19 protein-coding genes are annotated in these 22,244 nt (G+C 53.6%); 8 read left to right on the top strand and 11 right to left on the bottom strand.

What is annotated here, in order from left to right:
• Window positions 1-52: 52 nt before the first annotated feature.
• On the top strand, window positions 53-874 hold the full coding sequence (locus ACFO3I_RS13520) for a pseudouridine synthase (protein ID WP_377334721.1): 822 nt from the start codon (window positions 53-55) through the stop codon (window positions 872-874).
• Here ACFO3I_RS13520 and ACFO3I_RS13515 read toward each other — a convergent pair.
• Window positions 871-2,832 (bottom strand): tetratricopeptide repeat protein, encoded by a 1,962-nt coding sequence (locus ACFO3I_RS13515; RefSeq protein ID WP_377334719.1) that lies wholly within the window; start codon window positions 2,830-2,832, stop codon window positions 871-873. The genes ACFO3I_RS13520 and ACFO3I_RS13515 overlap by 4 nt on opposite strands.
• Window positions 2,833-2,903: 71 nt before the next feature.
• Here ACFO3I_RS13515 and ACFO3I_RS13510 point away from each other — a divergent pair, with 71 nt between their 5' ends.
• Window positions 2,904-3,725, top strand: coding sequence for a kinase (locus tag ACFO3I_RS13510; RefSeq protein ID WP_377334717.1), 822 nt, complete (start codon window positions 2,904-2,906; stop codon window positions 3,723-3,725).
• A gap of 25 nt (window positions 3,726-3,750) precedes the next feature.
• Here the strand turns inward: ACFO3I_RS13510 and ACFO3I_RS13505 are convergent, their stop codons facing one another.
• From ACFO3I_RS13505 to ACFO3I_RS13495, 3 genes are read right to left on the bottom strand one after another with little or no spacing between them, the layout of a single operon-like run.
• Window positions 3,751-4,170: a group I truncated hemoglobin gene (locus ACFO3I_RS13505; RefSeq protein ID WP_377334715.1), complete on the bottom strand. Its 420-nt coding sequence runs from the start codon at window positions 4,168-4,170 to the stop codon at window positions 3,751-3,753.
• Complete coding sequence (locus ACFO3I_RS13500) at window positions 4,164-4,991, bottom strand: DUF3034 family protein (protein ID WP_377334713.1); 828 nt, start codon at window positions 4,989-4,991, stop codon at window positions 4,164-4,166. Before ACFO3I_RS13500 ends, ACFO3I_RS13505 begins: the two co-directional genes overlap by 7 nt.
• Window positions 4,988-7,318 (bottom strand): bifunctional diguanylate cyclase/phosphodiesterase, encoded by a 2,331-nt coding sequence (locus ACFO3I_RS13495; RefSeq protein WP_377334711.1) that lies wholly within the window; start codon window positions 7,316-7,318, stop codon window positions 4,988-4,990. Before ACFO3I_RS13495 ends, ACFO3I_RS13500 begins: the two co-directional genes overlap by 4 nt.
• Window positions 7,319-7,550: 232 nt before the next feature.
• Between ACFO3I_RS13495 and ACFO3I_RS13490 the strand changes: the two genes are divergently transcribed.
• On the top strand, window positions 7,551-9,812 hold the full coding sequence (locus tag ACFO3I_RS13490) for a patatin-like phospholipase family protein (protein WP_377334709.1): 2,262 nt from the start codon (window positions 7,551-7,553) through the stop codon (window positions 9,810-9,812).
• A gap of 13 nt (window positions 9,813-9,825) precedes the next feature.
• On the top strand, window positions 9,826-10,551 hold the full coding sequence (locus tag ACFO3I_RS13485; RefSeq protein WP_377334707.1) for a hypothetical protein: 726 nt from the start codon (window positions 9,826-9,828) through the stop codon (window positions 10,549-10,551).
• 11 nt (window positions 10,552-10,562) lie between these two features.
• Here ACFO3I_RS13485 and ACFO3I_RS13480 read toward each other — a convergent pair whose 3' ends face one another.
• Window positions 10,563-11,027 (bottom strand): hypothetical protein, encoded by a 465-nt coding sequence (locus ACFO3I_RS13480; RefSeq protein WP_377334705.1) that lies wholly within the window; start codon window positions 11,025-11,027, stop codon window positions 10,563-10,565.
• 134 nt (window positions 11,028-11,161) lie between these two features.
• Window positions 11,162-12,106, bottom strand: a complete 945-nt coding sequence (locus tag ACFO3I_RS13475) for a helix-turn-helix domain-containing protein (RefSeq protein WP_377334703.1) — start codon at window positions 12,104-12,106, stop codon at window positions 11,162-11,164.
• A gap of 115 nt (window positions 12,107-12,221) precedes the next feature.
• Here ACFO3I_RS13475 and ACFO3I_RS13470 point away from each other — a divergent pair, with 115 nt between their 5' ends.
• The 3 genes from ACFO3I_RS13470 to ACFO3I_RS13460 all read left to right on the top strand — a co-directional run bounded on the left by ACFO3I_RS13470 (window position 12,222) and on the right by ACFO3I_RS13460 (window position 14,137).
• A complete protein-coding gene (locus tag ACFO3I_RS13470; protein WP_377334701.1) occupies window positions 12,222-12,614 on the top strand; it encodes a rhodanese-like domain-containing protein in 393 nt (130 codons plus the stop codon).
• 190 nt (window positions 12,615-12,804) lie between these two features.
• Window positions 12,805-13,617, top strand: coding sequence for a hypothetical protein (locus ACFO3I_RS13465; protein ID WP_377334699.1), 813 nt, complete (start codon window positions 12,805-12,807; stop codon window positions 13,615-13,617).
• A gap of 73 nt (window positions 13,618-13,690) precedes the next feature.
• Window positions 13,691-14,137: a hypothetical protein gene (locus ACFO3I_RS13460; protein ID WP_377334697.1), complete on the top strand. Its 447-nt coding sequence runs from the start codon at window positions 13,691-13,693 to the stop codon at window positions 14,135-14,137.
• A gap of 3 nt (window positions 14,138-14,140) precedes the next feature.
• On the opposite strand, the gene ACFO3I_RS13455 is transcribed toward ACFO3I_RS13460, so the two are convergent.
• On the bottom strand, window positions 14,141-14,998 hold the full coding sequence (locus ACFO3I_RS13455; protein WP_377334695.1) for an AraC family transcriptional regulator: 858 nt from the start codon (window positions 14,996-14,998) through the stop codon (window positions 14,141-14,143).
• Between the two features lie 72 nt (window positions 14,999-15,070).
• Here ACFO3I_RS13455 and ACFO3I_RS13450 point away from each other — a divergent pair, with 72 nt between their 5' ends.
• On the top strand, window positions 15,071-15,619 hold the full coding sequence (locus tag ACFO3I_RS13450) for an acyloxyacyl hydrolase (RefSeq protein ID WP_377334693.1): 549 nt from the start codon (window positions 15,071-15,073) through the stop codon (window positions 15,617-15,619).
• A gap of 69 nt (window positions 15,620-15,688) precedes the next feature.
• On the opposite strand, the gene ACFO3I_RS13445 is transcribed toward ACFO3I_RS13450, so the two are convergent.
• From ACFO3I_RS13445 to ACFO3I_RS13430, 4 genes are read right to left on the bottom strand one after another with little or no spacing between them, the layout of a single operon-like run.
• Entirely contained in the window at window positions 15,689-16,300 is a 612-nt protein-coding gene (locus ACFO3I_RS13445) for a TetR/AcrR family transcriptional regulator (RefSeq protein WP_377334691.1), read from the bottom strand.
• 48 nt (window positions 16,301-16,348) lie between these two features.
• Window positions 16,349-17,761 carry an efflux transporter outer membrane subunit gene (locus ACFO3I_RS13440; protein WP_377334689.1) on the bottom strand — a complete coding sequence of 471 codons (1,413 nt, stop codon included), beginning with the start codon at window positions 17,759-17,761 and terminating at the stop codon, window positions 16,349-16,351.
• 10 nt (window positions 17,762-17,771) lie between these two features.
• On the bottom strand, window positions 17,772-20,888 hold the full coding sequence (locus tag ACFO3I_RS13435; RefSeq protein WP_377334687.1) for an efflux RND transporter permease subunit: 3,117 nt from the start codon (window positions 20,886-20,888) through the stop codon (window positions 17,772-17,774).
• 12 nt (window positions 20,889-20,900) lie between these two features.
• Window positions 20,901-22,064 carry an efflux RND transporter periplasmic adaptor subunit gene (locus ACFO3I_RS13430; protein WP_377334685.1) on the bottom strand — a complete coding sequence of 388 codons (1,164 nt, stop codon included), beginning with the start codon at window positions 22,062-22,064 and terminating at the stop codon, window positions 20,901-20,903.
• Window positions 22,065-22,244 lie beyond the last annotated feature (180 nt).

The raw sequence follows: 22,244 nt of genomic DNA, 5'->3' as shown, positions 1-22,244 counted from the left end.
CAGGCGTGAGGCGCTGAATAGCGGCTGAATTTCTCAGGGTACGGAATTTATTTTGAAGATCAGTAAAAAGTTTGTGGTCACAGCGCCAGGTCTGGCAATTGACCTGCTGGTGACGAAGTTTCCAGAGCTCAGTAAAGCCCGGCTGAAAGACGCCATGACCAAAGGGGCTTTGTTGTGGCGTCGTGGCAAACAAAACAAAAGACTGCGCCGGGCGCAGACCGACTTGCAGGCCGGTGATTCGCTGGAGTTGCACTACGACGATGAACTGTTGTCCAGAAGCTGTGACGCCGCAGTACTGCTGCAGGATGAACGGCACTACAGCCTTTGGTTTAAACCGGCCGGCATGTTGTCGCAAGGCAATGAGTGGGGCGACCACTTAAGTTTGCTGCGTTTTGCTGAGCAGCATTGGCAAAACAAAAGGCCGGTGTTTTTATTGCATCGGTTGGACAGAGAAGCCAGTGGTCTGGTGTTGCTGGCGCACAACAAGGCGGCTGCGGCGGCGCTGGGCCAACTGATTCAGCAGCAGCAAATCAATAAAACCTACCATATTCAGGTGAAAGGCCTGGTGGCTGAGCAGGGCAAAATTGAGTTGCCGCTGGATGACAAAGCCTGCCTGACCCGTTACCAACGCCTGGCGATAGATGAGCAGGCCCAGCAGAGTCTGGTTGAAGTTGACCTGGTGACTGGGCGTAAACATCAGATCCGCCGGCATTTTGCCGCAGTGGGTCATCCGGTGATGGGTGACCCTGCTTATGGCAGTGGCAATAAGAACCAACAGGGGTTGATGCTGCAGGCGGTGCGGCTGAGCTTTCGCTGCCCGCTGCTGAAGAAATTGCAGCTGTTCGAGCTGCCAGCCCAGTTACGGCAGGGTTAAATCTGCCGTAACTGGTACTGTAAACGGGCGCCGATCGATTCCTGATTAATCACCAGTTCCAGTTGCCCCAGACTGATGGCATTAAACAGGTCCTGCTTCAGGCTGTCTTTATGCCAGGACAGGCTGATAGGCGAGGGGCAGAATAGCGTGGCATGGTAAGGCGCGGTCAGGGTTTGTTGTTGGGCCAACGCCCAGCATTGCCAAATCAGGTAGCGGATATCGGCCAGATCCGGTAAGGCCTGTGCTGAACCGGCAAACTGCTTTAATTGCACCAGTGCGGTATGGCAGGGCAAGCCAAGCTGCGCAGCCTGATGGGCCAGGCGTTCAGCCAGATCCAACTGGTGGCTGTACAACCACAGTTCCTGCTCATGCCAGCAATAAAACAGCGCCAACTGACTGAGCGGAGCATAGTGTGCGGGTAACTGCTGGTATAGATCCGGTCCCTGTCTCAGTAATTGCTGACTGAGATCCGCCGGTGTAATCACCAGCACGCAGGCTTCCATCTGGCCAGGCGCAGATTGCGCCACCAGCTCCTGAAACTGACGCCAGCCCGACTGCTGTGGAACTGTCTGGGGAGCGCTAAAACGACGTTTTAACCAGAGCAGCGTTGTGGCCAGGGCCAGGATCAGGCTTAACAGCATTGCCCACAGACTGTATTGCTTTTGACTGGCCAATTGGCTTTCCGCCAGGTCCACAGCCCGATGTAAATCCAGACTTTGCTGCAGGCTGTTGGCTTGCAGTTGTTGTTGGGCTTTAAATTCAACTTGCTCTTGTTCATTGGCCAGGCGTTCGAACTGATAGGCCTGCTGCCAGTTTTGCTGCTGCTCCGCCAGCTGTGCGCTCAGTTCGTAGTAGCGTTTTTGTAAGAATTTGGGGGCGGCCGAAATACCTTCACCCACTTCAGTCAGCAACTGTGCAGCAGCAGCCAGATCCTGCTGTTTGATATAGAGACTGACCAGAAACAGGCTGACTTCTTTCAGTGAACTTAAACTATTGTTCTGACTGAACAGTTGGTAGGCTTTTTCCAGTAACTCTTTGGCCTGCACCAGATCGCCGCGTTCAGTGGCCAGTTCAGACTGGCTGACATAGACAGTGCCAATGACAAAAGGATCCTGCGCCTGTTGCGCCAGTTCCAGCGCCTGTTGATACTGCTGCTCCGCCGCTTCCTGCTGATGATCGCTGAGTAATGAATCGCCCAGATTGGTCAGGGTATTAATTAAGTTCGAGGTAAACTGCAGCTGTTTATAGAGTTCGACCGCCTGACTGAATTGAGCTATGGCTGCTTTATGTTGATTAATCTTCTGGTATAGCATGCCAAGGCGGACATAAATGGCGGCCAGGGCTTTGTCATTTTTCTGTGTCCGTGCCAGCACCAGTGCCAGTTCAAATTCATTCAATGCAGTCGCCAGCTGATTATTCTGCAGTTCCAACCGGCCCAACATCACCCGGGCGTCCAGTTCTCGTTGCGGCGCCTGGTGCTTTAGCGCCAACGCCAGGCTTTGCCTGGCGTACTCCAGCGCTTTGTCCTGCAGGCCTTTTTGGTTGTAGGCCTGGGCAAAACTTTCCAGAATGTCCATTTTCAGCCGCAGTACGTCAGGGTCCTGTGATTCAGGTAACGACTGCTCGGCTTGTTCCAGCAGCGCCAGCGCTTTATTGGTATCCCGTTTGTGTACACCAAAATTCAGCGCCTGCAGTAAATAGAGACGGCTGCGCAGTTCTGGGTCGCTGGTTTTATCCAGCGCCGTCTGGCTGTGGCTTTGGGTATTGTCGGCATTGCCAATCCGGTAGTAGGCATAGGCCAGATAAAAATGGTGCTCTGGCATATCTTGCGGTGAATCCAGCAGCTTTTGCAGCTGCTCTTGCGGTTGCTGATTAATTAAATCCATTTGTTGTTGCCGCATGGAGTCTGCTTGTACCCAAGCACTGAACCCCAGCAGGCAGATGATCAGAAAACGCATGCAATTTACCTGTTGTCGGGAGATACTGCAGTGTACTTGAGGTCAACAACAGCGCCAAGCAGGTTATTGAAATGTCATCTGTTTCCAGTTCCGGTTCGTCGTATTGGCGGCGGATTTTAGAATCTTTTTCGTTAAACCAGCCATTACCCATGCCGACCGACCAGCAGCCTTTGCTGCTGGCGCTCAGTGCTGCTCAGGGCAGCGGCAAAAGCACCTTGTGTCAGAAACTGCAGCAACAATGGCAGAAACAAGGACTGAAGGTTGCAGTGGTGTCGCTGGACGACTATTACCTGGACCGCGCTGAACGTCAGGTACTGGCGCAGCTGGTGCATCCGCTTTGTCTGCAACGTGGCGTGCCAGGCACTCATCATAGTGGTCAGCTGATTGATGATTTGCAGGCATTCCTGCGGGGGCAGGCGGTGGCCTGGCGGCGCTTTGATAAGGGCACTGAGCAAAGTTATCTGGATACGCCAGTGCAAGCGGACATTGTGTTGCTGGAAGGCTGGTGCCTTGGCTTACCGGCACAGCCGGACGAGGATCTGCGGCAGGCGATCAATCAACTGGAACGCCAGCAGGACCCGCAGCTGATCTGGCGACGTTGGGTCAACCAGCATCTGGCAGGCGACTATGCGCAGCTGAATGCGCTGGCGGCTGAACTGGTCTGGCTGCAGGCGCCGGATTGGGCAACCGTCTGCCGCTGGCGGTCACAGCAAGAAGAAGCATTATGGCAAAAAGGCCAGGGGCAAGACCCGGCTGAACTGGCTGAGTTTATGCTGTATTTTGAACGATTGACCCGTTTTAGCCCGGTACTGACCACTATTGCTGACTGCCGGTTACAGCTGGGACCAGAACGGCAATGGCTGCAGCTGAGCAGCCGTTCTTCGCAGCGCTGAGCAGCGAAGAATGGCTCAGGCCTGATTAACGGTAAACCACATCCTTGTACATAGGTGCCAGCATGCCCAGCAATTCATTTTGTGCGCTGATGCTGACGCCTTGATGCTGCATGGCATCGATGAGCAGGTTGACCAAGGCATCAAAATTGGCTTTGCTGATCTGAAATCCGGTATGGCTTTCTTGCATGGTGACGCCGCTGTATTTGCAGGGGCCCTGGCTTAATTCGCATAATTGCTCGATTAGCAGCCGGCGGAAATTCGCAATATCGGTATCTTCAAAATGACGGGCAATGCTGGGGTCGTTGGCAATGCCTTGCAGCAGATGATCAACAATCTGCTCCAGGCCTGTCTGCCCGCCCAGGCGCTGATACAATGGCTGGGGTGGCGTTGGCTGGCAGGCGGCCAGCATCAGACTAAACCCAAGCAATGTGAGCCATTTCACCATGTCCCCTCCAGCGATAAATACCAACCGTCCTGCGCCTGAAATCCGGCAATGTCACCCAAGTCGACAAAACCCAGCACTACAGATAAATGTTTATTAACAAAATAAGCGGCAAACAGGTCCCGCCAATGCTGCTCATCGGCAAAGCCAAGCTGATTGGGTTTTTGCCGAAACTCGGTGCCTAAGGCCCATTGGTAGTCCAACAGCAGTACAGCTGATGCTTCCAGCAGCCATTTACGCTCTGCACCCTGGCCACCAAAACCCAGCAGGCCAATCTGGTTGGCGTCGGTATTTCGCAAGGTGGCGTTGAGCAGTACATTGCGACCAGCGGTGGAATGGAAAAAGACTTTGCTGGCAGCCAGGTAATAATCCACACCCGAATCCTCTGCTGCACCGACCGCAGCAGGCAGAGTAAAATCCCGATGTTTTTTATACTGCAGGCCCAGGCTGAGCTGAGGCATGCTGCTATACAGCAGCTCACCGGCCAGCCGGTATTTCACACCCCAAACGTCCTGGCGCAATTCGCCGCCCAGACTGTCGAGCTGAAATTTTTGCCTGGCAAAGGACCATTCCCAGCGATCGTCGTAGCTCAGTCCTAACCCGACATTGTGCAGACTGAAGTCGTCTACCTGTACAGTGGACGCAAAGGTATTGACGGACCACTGCTCGCTGCTGGCGTAACCGTTAATGACAGCCCAGGGCACAATGCCACCACCGGCAGCGCCTTCAATGCTGGTGGCGCCTCCTGTTGCTATCACTTTGTCGGCCGCGGCCAGCACCGGCATCGACAGGGCCAGACAAAGGAGGCTTAAAGCTTTATTCATCCGATGTCCTCCGGAGTAAACCATTGATTCTGTTTTGCGCTGAAACCGCCCAGCCAAATACCAAATTGTTCGGCAGTGAGCGGTTTGGAAAAATAATAGCCTTGCACAATATTGCACTGATGCTGCAGTAAAATAGCTAAACCAGCTTTATTTTCCAATCCTTCTGCGGTGACCTTTAAACCCAGCCCATGAGCCAGCTGCACTGTGGCGCTGACGATCAGCTCGTCCTGGTGGTTGTGCTCAATGTCTTTCACAAAGGCCCGGTCAATTTTCACTTCATGAACCGGCAGTTGCTTCAGGTAAGCCAGCGACGACTGTCCGGTACCAAAGTCATCAATCGCCAGGTCAATTCCCATTTGTCTGAGTTGATGCAGCACGCGGATCACTTGTTTGGGGTCTCTCATCACAGCCCCTTCGGTAACCTCCAATGCCAGTGCTTTGGAAGGCAACTGGTGTTGCTGCAGGATAGATGCAATATGTTCGGGTAATCCTGGGTTACTTAAATCGTGAGCAGATAAATTAACGGCCACTTGCAGTTCGATGCCTTGCTGACGCCAGGATGCCAGTTGCCGGATCACCGCGCTCAGCATCCAGTCCGTCACCTGATTGATTAAACCGGCATGTTCGGCCAATTGAATAAATTCGTCCGGCGGGACAAAACCCAACTCCGGGTGTACCCAGCGGATCAGGGCTTCCGCCGCATCACACTGATACTGGTGCAAATCAACCTTTGGCTGATACACCACAAACAACTGGTTGCTCTGCAACGCCAGTGGCAGATCGCGCAGTATGGTCAGGCGGCGCTGGTGATGTTCGTCCTGACCTTGCTGATAAAAGCTGTATTGTTCCTGCAGTTGCTTGGCGTTACTCAGCGCAATGTCCAGCCGGCGCAGTGCATCGCTGACTGGCAGGCTGTCAGCTTCAATGCAATAAATACCGAGCACAAAACTCAGGCTCAGGGAGGAACCATCCAGGTAATAGCCCTGCTGCAGCTGCATTTTCAGGATCAAGGCGTCAGAATCCTGAAAAGGTCTGGGGTAGGCCATCAGGAATTCATCTCCACCCAGTCGGGCCAACAAGCTGGCCGATGGTTTGACCAGCTGTAAACGCTCAGCCACTTGTTGCAGTAACGAATCCCCTGAATTAAAGCCGAGTGAATCGTTGATATGGCGGAAATTTTTAATGTTCAGCAAGATCAGGCTGCAATGGTGTTGACTGAGTATTTGCTGCAATTCCTGCTCGGCAAAAGTGCGGTTTTTCAGGCCAGTTAAATGGTCATGCCGTGCCTGTTGCACCAACTGTTCTTCCCGTTGCTGGACGGCCTGCTGCATTTTGCAAAGGGTCTGTCCCAATACACCGACTTCGCCGGTTGCCTGTGGCAAGCGGACATTGGACTGGCCCTGAGCAATGGCAGTGGCAAACTGAGTCAGCTGTTTCAATGGTTGAGTAATACTGCGCGCCACGACCAACGCCAGGATGAGCGCCAGTGTCAGACTGACACCAAAAATGGTCAGGAGTTGCTGGCGGATTTGCTGGTAGCTGCTTTGCCAGCGCTCCGTTGGGTAATGCAATAAGGCCCAAAGGATATGGTGCTGATCCAGCGGCAATGCCAGCGACAGGTACTGCTCATCTGCGCTGGAAAACGGAATTTGTGGGCCTGCTTTGAACTCAGGCAGTGAGGTCAGCACCGACGGCTGCAGATGAGAGGCCAGTGTCGAGTTATTGGCAACGGCGCTCGGACCACCAGCATTGGTAAAGCTGATATCCAGTCCGGTAATGCCTTTAATCTGCTCTGCCAGTTGTTGATCCAACTGAAACCCCATGCCAATCCAGGCGATGGTTTGTGGCGCCCGCACCGGCACCAGCACCAATTGATACGACTCGTCGCCTAACTTTTGAATATCATTAAAGTCGGTTGCACTGCGGCTTTGACCTTGCGTGAAAAAAGAGCTGAAGTCGGTGCTGCTGAGGGCTGGATTGGTACTGGCGAGTAACTGACCTTCAGGTGAAAACAACACCGCCAGTGCTGCATCGACCCGGCTGCCATGGTTATCCAGCACCGATAAAATAGTTTCCTGCTCTGCAGTCGCAATGGCACGACGAAAGCCATAATCGCTGGCCAGCAAGCGAACCGAGTTGTTCAGCTGAGTTGCTCTGTTATCCAGCGCCTGCAACAGTACATTGGCAGCAACCTGCAGTGCCTGTTCTGCCTGTTGCCGGCTGTCTTGTTTCATCGTTGTTAACGTGGCCAACCCACTGGCGATGGCCAGCACAGTCAGCAGGCTGAGTAATGTCAGGATCAGGCGGCTGCGCAGTGAATCGAACATCTGACCTCGTGAAAAGAATTTAACTGGCTACCTGTCTCAGTATCTGCGACCTGTGTCGGCCTGTTCGTCATGCTTGACCTGTGGCACCCAAGAGGGGGAGCGTCCTGTTCTTGTACTGCAACAAACATTAGCAATAAGCACCGCCGACCTCAACCTTAAAACAACAAAAGCATTGGAAAAGTGGCTGATTTTACACAGAATAACCTAGGTAGCTTTGGTAAGGGTTGACGACATGAAACTGAACTTCATCGCTGGATTAAGTCTTTTGCTGTGTTGCAGTTTTGCACTCTCAGCGACCGATGCGCAACCTATCTGTGCCCAGGCGCTGCAGCGGCCTTGTACGGCGCTGGTGCTGGGCGGCGGCGGTGCCCGCGGTGGTGCCCATCTTGGCGTGTTGCGTCAGCTGGAGCAGCAAGGGGTCGCGATAGACCTGATTGTCGGCACCAGTATTGGCGCATTTATTGGGGGCTTGTATGCCACAGGCCACAGTCCGGACCAGATAGAACAAATTTTGCGGCAGCTGGAATGGGGCTCAGGCTTTCGTGACAAAGTCTACCGTGACGAAATGCCACTGCGACAAAAGGAGCAGCAGGATGCCTTTCCAATTCGCTTAGCTTTGGGGGTCGATGAAACCGGTTTGAAAGCTCCCAAAGGGGTATTGCTTGGCCAGGCCATGGCGGAGCTTATCTTGCAGGCCTATGGTGCGGAGCTTAATCATGCGGATTTTAATCAGCTGGCCATTCCGTTCAGGGCGGTAGCGACCGATCTGACCAACAGGGGGACTGTAGTGCTGGCAAAGGGCAGTCTGTTGCATGCGGTGCAAGCGTCGATGTCGATCCCCGGTGTTGTTCGTCCAATGGAGCTGGATGGCCGTTTACTGGTCGATGGTGGTGTGGCGAACAATCTGCCGGTCAGTATCGCTCGCGGCTTGGGAGCTGAACGGGTCATTGCGGTCAGTATTGATGCGCCTTTGCTGAATAAAAACCAACTGGATTCAGCTTTTGCTGTCACAGACCAGCTGACCAACTTTTTGGTGCGGCAAGTGGTGGAGCAGGAGATTGCATCATTGGGGTCGGATGATCTGCTGATCGAGCCTGAGCTTGGCACTATTGGCACCCTGGATTTTGGCCGTTTTCCTGAGTCGATTGCCGCTGGTACTGCAGCGGCACAGGCGCTGCATCAACAAGTGCAGCGTTTTGCCGCCGCGCCGGCAGACTATCAGCAGTGGCTGGTGCAGCAACGGGCAGAGCGTTCCGAGCGGGTACAGATTGATCGGATTACGCTGGATAACCAAAGCCGGATGGGCGATCAGCTGATCCTGGACCGGCTGGCATTGCAACCGGGCCAGCAGTACCGCAGTTCGGATTTAAAAGAAGGTCTGCGGCAGGTTTATGGTGTGGATACCTTTGAGCGGGTGTCGATGCAATTGGTGGAAGCTGAGGATGGCACTGAACTTAAAGTGCAGGCGCAGGAAAAATCCTGGGGGCCAGGTTATCTGAACTTTCGTTTTGCGCTGGAAGATGATTTTCAGGCAAATCGTTATTACCAGTTAGCGGCCTCTTATACCTACACCAATTTGTCGCCTCTGGGCGCCGAGTGGCACAGCGCTCTTGCGTTGGGGTCAGATAAACAGCTGCAGACAGAACTGTACTGGCCTGTATTGAGTGCCCGGACCTATGTCAGTGTCGGTGCTGTGCATAACAACAATGTGCTAGGAGTGCAGGACCAGGGCTTGCTGTCATTGGGAGAGCTTCTCAATGAAGAAAACCTGCTGTACTCCGAAACCGGCTGGGATTTATCTGATCATGCCCGGCTCAGCCTGAAATGGCAGCAAATTCGCGGCCGCTATGAATTTCCCCGTTTTGTCGGTGAGCAACTGGGCACGCATTACCTGGCGTACCGGCGCGATGGCCCGGGCATGGAGTTTGTATGGGACCGCTTAAATAACCCGGCGTTTCCAAGCCGCGGCTGGCGGATCAGCATAGCTAAACATTGGCTGGAAGATGATGTGCTGGCACAACGCACGTCCAGCCAAAGCCAGGACTTTGACGTGATGGCGGCCCGCAGCTGGCAGCCGCATACGCTGAGAGCGCGCTGGCATTGGCAAAAGTACCAAAGCGCAGAAGGGGCACTGGCGCTGGAGCAGCATTCATTGGGTGGTTTGCTGAATCTATCCGGTTACCCGAAAAACTACCTGTTTGGGTCGGAAATCCGTTTTGCCAGCCTGGTCTACCTGTACCGGATGAATGAAAACCGGTTTAGCATTGTCAACGCGCCGTTTTATCTGGGGACATCAATTGAGCGCGGCAAAGTGGCTGGCAATATGATTAATTTGCGCGAGCTGGCCAACCAGACAGACTGGATTTGGGCGGGCAGCCTGTTTGCTGGCTGGGATAGTCCAATAGGCCCGATTTACCTGGGCTATGGTGTGGCTGAGCAGGAGCATGGCCACCGTACTCAGCGCTATTATCTGAGCATTGGGCAGAATTATTAGGAGTGATGGCGGGATGAAACCAGGCGTATTGCTGTTGGCTTTGTGTTGCAGTCTGAGTTTGTCTGCCCGGCCTTTACTGGTGGGGATCAGTCAGGATGTGTTGCCGGACCAACGGAGTAACACCATCAGCTTTGAGCAGCAGTTGTTGCAACAGCTGTTGACTGAAATGGGCTACCAGGTGGAATTTGTGCCAGCACCCCATGCCCGAATGACCCGGATGTTACAGCAACATCAATTGGATATCGCCGCCAGGCAAGGCGGCGCGCCACAGCAAGGCTTGTTTTACACTCAGCCGTACCTGCAGGTTGACAACAGGGTGTTTGCGCTGGCGTCTTTTCATGGCGCCCTGAACTCAGTGCAGGATCTCAGCCGTTATCACCTGGCCAGTTTTCAGAACGCGAGGACGATCCTCGGGCCTGAATATGCCGCCGTCGTGCACAAGGCACCGTCGTACCGCGAAGTGATTCATCATGCCCAACTGGTCGACTTGTTAAAGAAGCAACGCACCGAGTTGCTGGTGCTGGATAAAGTGACATTTGAACGGCGCTGGCTGGAAACGGGTGGTACGCTCAGTGAGGTGAAAAGTTATGTGTTGTTCCCTGCTGCCAGCCATCGTTTTGGTTGCCATCAGGCCGACGTATGCCGCGTACTGGATCTGCACTTGCAAAAGTGGCAACAAAGCGGGGCTTTGCAGCAGTTACGCCAGCAAATCCGGGCGCAGCAGAATTCGCAAAACTAAAGCTGCTCAGGTTAGTTTTGCTCAGCGGCCAGTTTCTCTGCCGCTTGTTTTATAATGGCTTCTTTTTGCTGTTGCAACAGTTCCAGCTGCTTCTGCTCAGCATCACTGAGTTCGCCTTCTTTGTTCATCAAGGCATCAATTTTTTCTTGCAGTTCTTCCAGCTTTTTCCGGTCCAGGCCTGTTTTATTGTCCAGCACCTGCTGCAGCATTTTTTCCAGCTGGTCTGAATCGATCGCGTTTTGAGACTCCTGCGGCTCTGCCTCTGCAGCTTGCGCCTGCTGTTTCTGGTTGGCTGCAGCATTGGCCTGGTTCAGCAGTCGTTGGTAGCTGTAATCCGGGTCTCTGACGCCGTTCGATAAAGTCACTTTGACCGACTCGGTGCCGGTGTTCTGCTGCTCCGGTTGCATGGACGTACTTTTGGGTTGCAGCTGGTAGCTGGCAAGGGAGTTCAGTGCACTCAGGGCTGTACTGATCATCAGGGCATCTCCTGCTTAGTGGTTGCTCTGCTACAGAGCAAAACCAATGCCATCCTGATAACCTATTGAAATTAAAAGATAATTCTACTCTTGGGCTGTTGATGGCCGCCACAGGGCGGCAATAAAAAGCCGCCTCATACCTGCGAGCGGCAAAATTGCTGCTGGTAATGCCGTGGCGTGACACCGTAATGTTTTCTGAATTGCTGGCGCAGGTTGAGTACAGAGCCGAGCCCGGTTAAGTCGGCAATTTGTTCCAGCGAATATTGCTCTTGTTCCAGATAATGCCGCACCAGTTGCAGCCGTTGCTGGGTCAGCCATTGCAGCGGGCTTAAACCGGTACTGGCTTTGAACTGGCGATCGAAGCTGCGTCTGGACATACAGGCTTGTTGGGCCAGCTGGTCGACCGTTAATGCGGTGGCAAGGCGACTGATGGCCCAGTCCAGTGTCTGGCTAAACAAATTGGCTTTTTTCTGCAAGGGCATTTCAACAAACTGAGCCTGACCACCCTGACGGTGAGAGGCGATGACCGCACGTTTGGCCACCTGGTTGGCTTTTTCGAAACCATAGTCCCGCCGGATCAGTTCCAGGCCTAAATCCAGAGCGGCGGCACTGCCGGCCGAACAGCCAATCTGGCCGTCAAAGCAATACAGCACATTGTCCTGGTAACGACATTCCGGATACCGACGTTGAAATTCTGCCGCATAACGCCAGTGGGTGGTAGCCGCTTTGCCGGTCAGTAGCCCCAGTTCCGCCAATAAAAAAGCACCGGAACAAAACGATATCAAACGACAGCCACGCTGATGCGCCTGCAGCAATTGCTGGTGCAGCAATGCCGGAGGTTGCGGTGAGCTGACGGACCAGTTGGGAATGACGATGGTCTGGTAGCTGCTCAAATCCTGTATTTGCGGTACCAGCAGTTGCAAGCCACCTGTCGCCAGCAAAGGGCCCGGGTGGAAGCTGATGATATCGGTCTGATACCAGTCGTCATATTCAGGTCGGGTCAATGCAAAGAGTTCACTGGCACAACCCAGTTCAAAGCTGGAGACCGCAGGTCCCAGTAAAATTGCCACTTTGTGCATAATCACCCCTTTTTGGCCTGAATGTAACTTAATATGGTATTTTAGCCAGGTGTGGGCAAGTCGCCAAGGCCTTAGACTGATTTGGTTTTGCCACTCAACTAAAAGGAAAACTAAGATGTCCTCTATGGTATCCAGGCCCCAAGTCGCTTCCGCCGATCTGGCGTTGGCACATTTTTCGGCATTATTGCAGTGTGAAACCGATTGTTATGATGTTCATCACGCGATAAGCAATGGTCGGCAAGACTTTGTGTTGCTGGACGTACGGGGCGAAGCCGCTTATCAGGCCGGCCATATACCGCAGGCCCTGTTATTGCCGCACCCACGTATTAGCGCTGATGCCCTGACAGAGTATCCAACTGATACTTTATTTGTGGTGTACTGTGCTGGCCCGCATTGCAATGGCGCCGATAAAGCGGCGCTGAAACTGGCGAAGCTGGGACGACCGGTTAAAAAAATGCTCGGTGGTATTACTGGTTGGCTGGATGAAGGTTTTTTGCTGCAGAGTTGAAAAAAAAAAGGAGGCAGGGTGATGCACCTTGCCTCCGCAAAAAATCCAGGACAATCCAGAGAGAAACAACACAACAGGGTGTCTTTTCCGGGCGTTATCATGCCGCCTTTCGATGACATATTTATGACCTGAAAATAAAACTTTGGCGGCAGTGGAACTGCAGGTCAGAATAGTCAGAGAAGGAGGCGTCATGCTGAAGAAATATCTGCAACAGATCCGTCAGGGCAAAGCGGTGCATTACGGTCGGATGCTGGAGTTCTTACCGCCAGATTTTGTGCGACGAAAATCTGAACTGTTCAAAGTACGTCAGTTGGGCTCAGGTCGCTGGCAGGTGCATATTCTTTCCGAACCGCTGTTTGCTGAGCTGGAGCGTTATGCCATTCATCCGTCATCACGGCGCGAAGCTGCATTACTGGGCGATTCACACCAATTAGGCACCGGAGTGTTGTTTCAGCTGGTGTACCACCAGCAGTGCCAGAACCAACAGCCTGAAGCTGTGGTGCTGACCTCCACTCAGCAGTGGCAAAGTTATCAGCCAAAAAACAATTTGCTGCTGATTGAAAACGAGCACTGCTTTTTCCGCTATCCCGAGTTTCTGCCGGTATTGAGCCAGATGCTGGCGTTGCCAGTAGATGTATCGGAATTTGATCTGGCTTATGCGGCGGGCAGTAAAGCCAGTTCGGCCCTGTTAACCCGGTTCTATCAGCAATACCAGCGGATTTTTTGTGCCTTTGATTTTGATGCAGCCGGGCTTGAGCTGTATGACTTATTGCGCCAGCGTCAGGGCGAGAAAGTGCGGTTTGTCGCCCCGGCTGATTGCAGCCCCTGGCTGGATTTATTTGTACACAAAGCCAAACAGCCGACCGCTATGGTCAAAGCGCTGGCGCTTTGTGAGAAGCATCAGCTGTTTGGCTTGCAACAGGCGCTGCAGCAAAAGGACTGTTTTTTGGAGCAGGAAGCGTTGCTGCAAACGAAGCACAGAGACAGGGCTGTAGTTGACTGAGCCGCGTCAAAATTTTGCTGGCTCGGATTTTGCTTAATCTCGACACCTATCGCGGTAAAGGCAGGAATAGCAGATGAATGTAGGGACTTCACTTTTTGACACATTGTTCCAGATCCGCCAGCAGTCTCAGAGCCAGGCGCAGACGCTGACCGAAAAATACTCAGCCTTGTATCAGGACAAACTGAAGGGCAGTGACAGTACGTCGCAGACCGAACAACCCAATACCAGCAAAACACTGGATTTCAGCCAAATTCAGCGTGGTCAGGCTGAGCAGTGGCTGGATAAGCAGGTAAAGGCGGGAACCTTAAACCAAACTGAAATTACCGCAATGCGGACACTGCTCTATAGTGGCAGCAATGACAGTGGTGACTCGGAGCAGCTGGCAAAAGAGCAGCTGGATCTGATGGACAAAGCCAAAACAGGCTTACGATCTGCCATTCTGCGCAAAGACAGCAGTGGCATGGCGTTTTGGGCTCAGGCGCTGGGCGCGATGAAGAAGTTCCAGGGCGAAACGGCCTGATCTTCAAGCCGCCTGTTGGCTCTGCTGTAACCATTCTTTCGGTGACAGGCCTAGTTTTTGTTTAAAAGCCCGGTGAAATGAGGTCAGGCTCTGATAACCGACGGCTGGCGCTATTTGTTTTAATTCGGCGCCTTGCAACAGCTTTTTTCTGGCAAGGCTGAGTCGCCAACCCAGTAAATAATCGGCTGGAGTCTGGCCAACCACAGCGCGAAAGTGCTCGGCAAAGCGGGCGCGTGACATGCCTGTTTCTAACGCCATCAATTCCAGTGTCCAATGGCGCTCGGGCTGCAGGTGCAACAAATTAAACAGTGGGGCGAGTTTTTTATCGGCAAGACCGGCCAAAACCCCTTGCTCGGGTGGGCTCGACGTCATGATCCAGCGCAATAACAACACCAGCAAATACTCTGTCAAGCGCTGTACCGCAGTGTGGTGGCCACACTGTTGCTGCTGATTCTCCTGCCAAATCATACACATCACCGCTCTGAGTTCAGGGCATTGTTGCAGCGGGATCAGGCTGATGTCCGGCAAAGCGTTTAACAGCGGGTTACCTGCCTGGCCACCGCAATCCAGGGTTGCACAGTGGAAGGCCAGGCTGGCCCCCGGTTCGACGGCAAACTGATGCGCCAGGCCTTGTGGAATAAACAGCAGGCAGGGCTCACTGATCGCCAGTTGCTCAGCACCGAGCCGGATCAGGCCCTGGCCGGATTCAATCAAATGCAGGTAAGCGCGTTGTTGTTGTGGGCAAAAGTCTGTTTTCTGGCAACTGCTGCCATGAAAATACAGAGTAGCTTGTGGGGCAAACTGGGTGAGTAAAGGGCTGAGTCGGTCCATTTGATACGATTTGGTAGTGAATTGATACATATTGTTTCTTATCGTTCCTGATAATAGCAGCACAAATTGAGCCTGGCTAGTGCCAGAGTAAATGAGGTTGTTATGAATTCCGGTAGTAAATCAGGTCGCACAGTGCTGTGGGCTCTGGGCTTGGTGTTTGGACTAGGTGCGGCTTCTGCCCATGCAGAAAACCAGCAGGCGCTGGCGGTCGATTACCTGCAAGGGGAAGGCGATGTGCAAGGCATTAAACTGGCTTATCAGTACCGGGTGACAAACCCGACGTGGGTGCCTGAGCAGGTCGAGCTCTGGCTGGAAAGCAGCGCCAATTTCTGGCGTTATGGACCACACAACAGCTCAGATCGTAATCTGGTCGTGGCGGCGTCGCCTGTGTTGCGTTGGTCGTTGGGGCGCGTCTGGGATCTGGACTGGCAGGGCGAGTTTGGTATTGGGGTGTCTTTTTTGGATGACACCTATTTTGCCGGTAAAAACGTCAGCACCCATTACCAGTTTGAAGACAGGCTTGGCCTGATGGTCTGGATCTCCGACCATGAAAGCCTGAGCCTGCGGTACCTGCATTATTCCAATGCGGGTTTAAAACATCCGAACCCAGGGTTGGATTTTGTTAGCTTGTCCTATGGCTATTACTTCTGAAAAAAACAGCCTGGCACGTGCCAGGCTGTTTTTTTGAAGTGCAAATTCAGCGGCGTGTTGCTGAGATAGTTAGGGCGTCAATAAGGTTTTAAGAACAGGGTTCAGTGCCAGCAGAATCGTGTCTTTATCCAGTTCCGGGTGCAACACCCGGCGCATGGTCAGTCCGGTGATCATCGAAAACATTACGGCAATACGGGCATCCAGTTCATGTTCAGGCAAATGCCGGATCTGGCTGCGTTCGCTTTGCATCAGCTGTTTCATTAAAGCGCGGGCTTGGGTATCGCTTTGTGCTAACAAAGCGGCAACTTTTTCGTTGCGGGCGGCTTCCGACAACATCTCCAGTTCGAGCGCTGAGCGCTCCAAATCCAGATGTTTTTCTACACCGTCATCAGCGCCATCGACCATGATTTGCAATAAATCCCCTGGCTGCTCCAGAAAACCGTTGAATACCGAAAACATTTCTTCTTTATCGCGTTCAATAATGGCTTCGATAATGGCTTCTTTGCTGTCGAAATAATTGTAAATATGGCCTGCACTCATGCCTGCTGTTTTGGATATCTCCGCCATCCCTGCAGCATGGTAGCCTTTGCGCCGGAAGCAGTCAGAGGCGGCATTGATCACCTGTGCCCGCCGTGCTTCAGCTAATTGCGGGTCCAGGTGACGTTTAGGTTTATCAGACATCAGAATACTCCGCAGGGCTACAGCCTGGCTGTAGCCCTGAATAACCGGTTAAGGGGCCGGGCTTTGTTGCCAGCCACCACCCAGCACTTTGTACAGCGTTAACTGGCCTTGTAACCTGGCTTGTTGTCCGCTGATTAATTGTTGCTGCGCGCTATACCAGTTGCGTTGGGCGTCCAACACTTCCAGATAACTGTCTGCTCCCTGCTGATGACGGGCATTGGCTAACTCAAAAGCGCGTTCACTGCTGTGCGACAATTGTTGCAGGGCATCCAGCTGGCTGCGGTAGCCAGCCTGATCAGCCAGCGCGTCCGCCACTTCACGAAAGGCCTGCTGCACTTTTTGCTGATAGCTTTCCAGTGCAATCTTGCCGTCCGTTTCTGCGATGTCCACATTGGCCTGAGTGCGGCCCCAGTTAAAAATTGGCATTGAGATTTGTGGCACAAAACTCCAGGCGCCAGAGCCACCTTCAAACAGCCCGCCTAGCTCTGCCGACGCAGTGCCCGCCGTAGCTGTCAGGCTGATACTGGGGAAATAGGCCGCTTTCGCCACGCCAATATTGGCGTTGGCAGCTCTGAGCTGATGCTCAGCGGCTTTTAAATCCGGCCTTTGCGTCAGCAACTCAGCCGGTGCCCCTGCCGGTAAGTCCGGCAGGGTCAGCAGTTTGGACAGTGGCTGCTTGGGTAGCAGGTCTGCACTGACTTGAACGCCAGCTAACAAATCCAGCGCATTTTTCGCTTGTTGCAACAGCCGTTGGTAGCGGCTTTGTTCCACTTTGGCGGCGGCCACTGTGCCACGCAGTTGTTGCACTGTCAGTTCAGAGGCGGCGCCCAGCTCATAACGTTTTTCGGTCAGTTCCAGTGTTTTGTTCTGGCTGTTCAGTGTATGCGTCGCCAGCTCAAGCAGTTGCTGGTTGGCGGCATAGCTGTACCAGCTGGCAGCCAGCTCGCTAATGAGGCTAATTTGAGCAGAGCTTTGGCTTTGCTCAGACGCATAAAACTGCTGCAGCGCCTGTTCAGACTGATTCCGCACTTTGCCAAACAAGTCAAGTTCATAGGCGGTGATACCCACATTCACGCCATACTGCGACGAGACCGCCGCCTGGCCCGTGCCGGTCAAGTCACCCGGCAACCGCTGGCGGGTCCCTGAGGCGGCTAGATCCACACCAGGGTAGAGCGCGGAGTCGGCAATCTGGTATTGCGCCCGCACCCGCTCGACGTTCAGAGCCGCCAGGCGCAGGTCTTTATTCTGCTCAAGCGCCTGACTGATTAACTGCTGTAATTGCGGTTGGTTGAAAAACTCAGACCAATGCAAAGTACTGGCATTGTTGTCCACTGAAGCATTGGCTTGCTGTGGGTAATTGGCCGGCACTTGTGCCAGCTGGTCAGGGGTATCGGGCGCCAGCGAGCAGGCTGACAGCACCAGCAGGCTCAGGGCCGATAACAGAAAACTTTGGCTGTTCATCTTCAGCTCCTTAGTCTGCTTTGGCTTTGATTGGGAACAAACGACGCACCAGCACAAAGAACAGTGGTACGAAGATCACCGGCAGGATACTGGAGGCCAGAGTGCCGCCAATCACTGAAATACCCAGCGCATTTTGCGCACCTGAACCGGCACTGGAAGCAATTGCCAATGGCAATACACCACAGATAAAGGCCATCGAGGTCATCAGGATTGGACGCAGGCGCAAACGTACCGCTTCAATGGCAGCTTCCACCAATCCCAGGCCTTGTTCCATCCGATGAATGGCAAACTCCACAATAAGAATGGCGTTTTTCGACGCCAGACCAATGGTGGTCAGCAAACCAACCTGCAGATAGATGTCATTGGACAAATTACCCAACAAGGCCGCTGTGGCGGCACCAAACACGCCCAGTGGAACAATCATCATGACGGCGGCAGGCACAGACCAGCTTTCATACAAGGCGGCCAGACACAGGAACACCACTAACAACGATAAGGCATACAGCAGAGGTGCCTGACCGCCACTGGAGCGTTCTTCATAAGAAATACCTGTCCACTCGTAACCGATACCTGCAGGCAGTTGTTTGATCAGACGTTCCATTTCATCCATCGCCTGGCCGGTACTGTAGCCAGGTGCAGCAGAACCCTGAATTTCCATCGAGGAGAAGCCGTTATACCGTTCCAGACGAGGTGAACCATAGGCCCAGTGTGAACTGGCAAAGGCAGAGAACGGCACCATGTCGCCCTGGTTATTCCGCACATACCATTTATTCAGATCTTCCGGCGCCATCCGGCTATCGGCATCGCCTTGCAGGAAGACTTTTTTCACCCGACCACGGTCGATAAAGTCGTTGACGTAGCTGCTACCCCAGGCGGTCGCCAGCGTGTTGTTAATATCGGCCTGGCTGACACCCAGTGCAGTGGCTTTGGCTAAATCAATATCCAGTTTCAGCTCTGGCGTGTCTTCCTGGCCATTTGGCCGTACACCGGCCAGCACAGGGCTTTGCGCCGCCATACCTAACAACATATTACGGGCTTGCAGCAGTTGCTCGTGGCCCATGCCAGTTCTGTCCTGCAGGAACACGTTAAAACCATTGGCGGTACCCAGCTCCACCACGGCTGGTGGTGGGAAAGCGAATACAAAGGCTTCTTTGATGGTGGCGAAATAGCCCATGGCTTTACCGGCAACAGCACCAACGGATAAATCCGGACGCTGGCGTTCATCCCAGTGTTTCAGGTTCACAAAGCCTAATGCAGCATTCTGGCCTGAACCAGCGAAGCTGAAACCAACCACAGCAAACACAGATTTGACCGCTTCACCCTGGTCATTCAGGAAGTGATCTTCCATTTTCTTCACCACGTTCAGCGTCTGCTCTGTGGTCGAACCTGCAGGTAACACCACCTGGTTAAACAGAATGCCCTGGTCTTCATCCGGTAAGAAGGCTGAAGGTAAGTGGCTGAAAATGTACACCATACCGCCGACAATCAGGGCGTAGATCACCAGATAACGTTTGGCCTGACTGATCATGCGGCCAACAAAGCTCTGGGTGCCTTTATTGGTGCGGTCAAAACCACGGTTAAACCCGGTAAAGAAGCGGCCCAACAGCGACTTGTCGTTGTGCACATGGCTGGGTTTGAGCAAGGTGGCACAAAGTGCCGGAGTCAGGATCAGCGCCACCAGCACCGACAGTGCCATCGCCGACACCAGGGTGATAGAGAACTGACGGTAAATGACACCAGTGGAGCCGCCGAAGAAGGCCATAGGCACAAAGACTGCCGACAGCACCATGGCGATACCAACCAACGCGCCTTTAATTTCGTCCATTGATTTACGGGTCGCTTCAATAGGCGACAGATTTTCTTCCGTCATGACCCGCTCGACGTTTTCCACCACGACGATTGCATCGTCCACCAGCAGGCCGATGGCCAGTACCATGGCAAACATGGTCAGGGTATTAATGGAGTAGCCAAAGGCGTAAAGAATAGCGAAAGTACCCAACAAGACCACAGGAACGGCAATGGTGGGGATCAGGGTGGCACGGAAGTTCTGCAGGAACAGATACATCACCAGGAACACCAGGACCACGGCTTCAATCAGGGTGTGTACCACTTTTTCAATCGACAGTGAGACGAACGGGGTGGTGTCGTAAGGCACCACGGATGTCAGGCCTGCCGGGTAGTAGGGTTCTAGATCGGCCAGTGCTTTTTTCACCCCGGCCGCGGTTTCCAGTGCATTGGCACCACTGGCCAGTTTCACACCAATACCTGAAGCCGGTTTACCATTGTAGCGGGCCACCACGCCATAGCTTTCACCACCCAGTTCCACTTTGGCGACGTCACCCAAGCGCACTACAGAGCCATCGCTGTTGGTTTTGACCAGAATGGCTCGGAACTGCTCCGGCGTTTGCAGCCGGCTTTGGGCTGTCACGGTTGCATTCAGTTGCTGGCCTTCAATGGCAGGCATGCCGCCGAGCTGACCAGCGGAAACCTGGGCATTTTGCGCGCTAATGGCGGTGCTGATATCGGCTGGGGTCAGTTCGTAGTTTTGCAATTTGGCCGGGTCCAGCCATATCCGCATCGCGTATTGCGAACCGAACAGCTGCACTTCACCCACACCTTCAACCCGCGACACGACGTCCTGCACGTTGGAGGCAATATAGTCGCCGATATCGACGTTGCTCATGCTGCCGTCTTCGGATACAAAGCCAGCCACTAACAGGAAGTTACGCGCCGATTTAGCCACAGATACGCCCTGACGCTGCACTTCTTGGGGGAGCAGTGGGGTGGCCAGCGCCAGTTTGTTCTGCACCTGAACCTGGGCAATATCCGGGTTGGTGTCGGCACTGAAGGTCAGGGTCAGTGTGACTGAACCATTGGATTCTGAGGTGGATGACATATACAGCAGGCCATCCAGACCTTTCATTTTCTGCTCAATGACCTGGGTGACTGTGTCTTCCAGGGTACGGGCAGAGGCACCAGGGTAGCTGGCCGAAATGGCAATAGCTGGTGGTGCAATCGATGGATACTGGGAAATGGGTAATGACTTAATCGCCAGTACACCGGCGAGCATTACCACTATCGCCAGCACCCAGGCAAAGATGGGGCGGTCAATAAAAAAACGGGACATCCGGTTTCTCCCTTACTTTGAACTGGCAGCGTTGCTGCTAGGGGTGGATTCTGCGGCTGTGGCGGTTGCCGGTGCACCAGGACGGATTTTTTGCAGGCCTTCGACAATAAGCCGCTCACCGGCGCTCAGGCCTGCAGTCACCAGCCATTCACTGCCAATACTGCGTTCTGTGGTCAGTACCCGGGGTTCCACCACTCCGTCTTTATTCAGCACCATGGCAGTGGCTTCGCCTTTGGCATTGCGGCTGACCCCACGTTGTGGTGCCAGGATCACATTGCTTTTCACACCTTCTGGCACCGAGGCCCGTACATACATACCTGGCAGCAATAATTTATCGGGGTTCGGGAACTGGGCTCGTAACGTGACAGAGCCGGTGTCCGGGTTCACTGTGACTTCCGAGAACTGCAGGCTGCCTTTGTGGGCATAAGCAGTCCCATCTTCCAGCGTAAGTTCTACCACGGCTTCGGCGCTGCCAAGCTCACCTGACGCCAGTGCTTTTTTCAGCTGCAGCAATTCAGTGCTGGACTGAGTTAAGTCGACATAAATCGGGTCCAGGCTGGTGACTGTGGCTAAGGCTTCCTCCTGGTTGGCGCTGACCAGAGCACCGGCAGTGACGCTGGATTTACTGATTTGACCGGAAATCGGTGCTTTCACTTTGCTGTAGTTCAGATTGATTTGTGCAGTTTTGATTTGTGCCTGAGCGGTCAGCAAGTCGGCACGGGCCTGCTTATATGCGGCGTCAGCCTCATCCAGCTCTTGCTGGCTGATGGCTTTGATTTTAATCAGCTCACGGTAGCGGTTGGCTTTGGCTTCGCTGCTGGCAATAGCTGCGCTGGCGCGGGCTTCAGCCGCTTTGGCACTGGCGAGTGCGGCTTCGAAAGGCGCCGGGTCAATTTGGTACAAAGCCTGACCGGCTTTCACTTCAGCGCCTTCGGTAAATTGACGCCTTTCGATAATGCCGCTGACCTGAGGACGGATTTGCGCAATTTGATAAGCACTGGTGCGACCCGGCAGTTCGCGGCTCAGAGTCAGGGTCTGGGCCTTGAGTTCCACCACGCCAACGGCTGGCGCCTGCTGACCTTGAGCTGCTCCTTGTTCAGCCTGACCACAAGCGGCCAGTAACACAGAGCCCGCCAGGGCAGAAAATAAATACAGAGTGATGCGGTTAGGCTGCATGAGTAAATCTCCATTTAGAGTGAACGTTCATTCTAAACTTTTTGCTGGGTCATTTCCAGCGCATTTTGTCGCCATATATTGGGTTTTGGTCTGACTGGTACAGATTGAAACAGCGTTTTGTTGTGCTGGATCAAAACTAAACATAGATGCTGTTTGTAAACTTGCGGCCAGATTTCATCT

Source organism: Rheinheimera marina (assembly GCF_042654345.1).
Taxonomy (GTDB): Bacteria; Pseudomonadota; Gammaproteobacteria; order Enterobacterales; family Alteromonadaceae; genus Pararheinheimera; species Pararheinheimera marina.
This window is presented reverse-complemented; position numbering and strand designations above follow the sequence as displayed.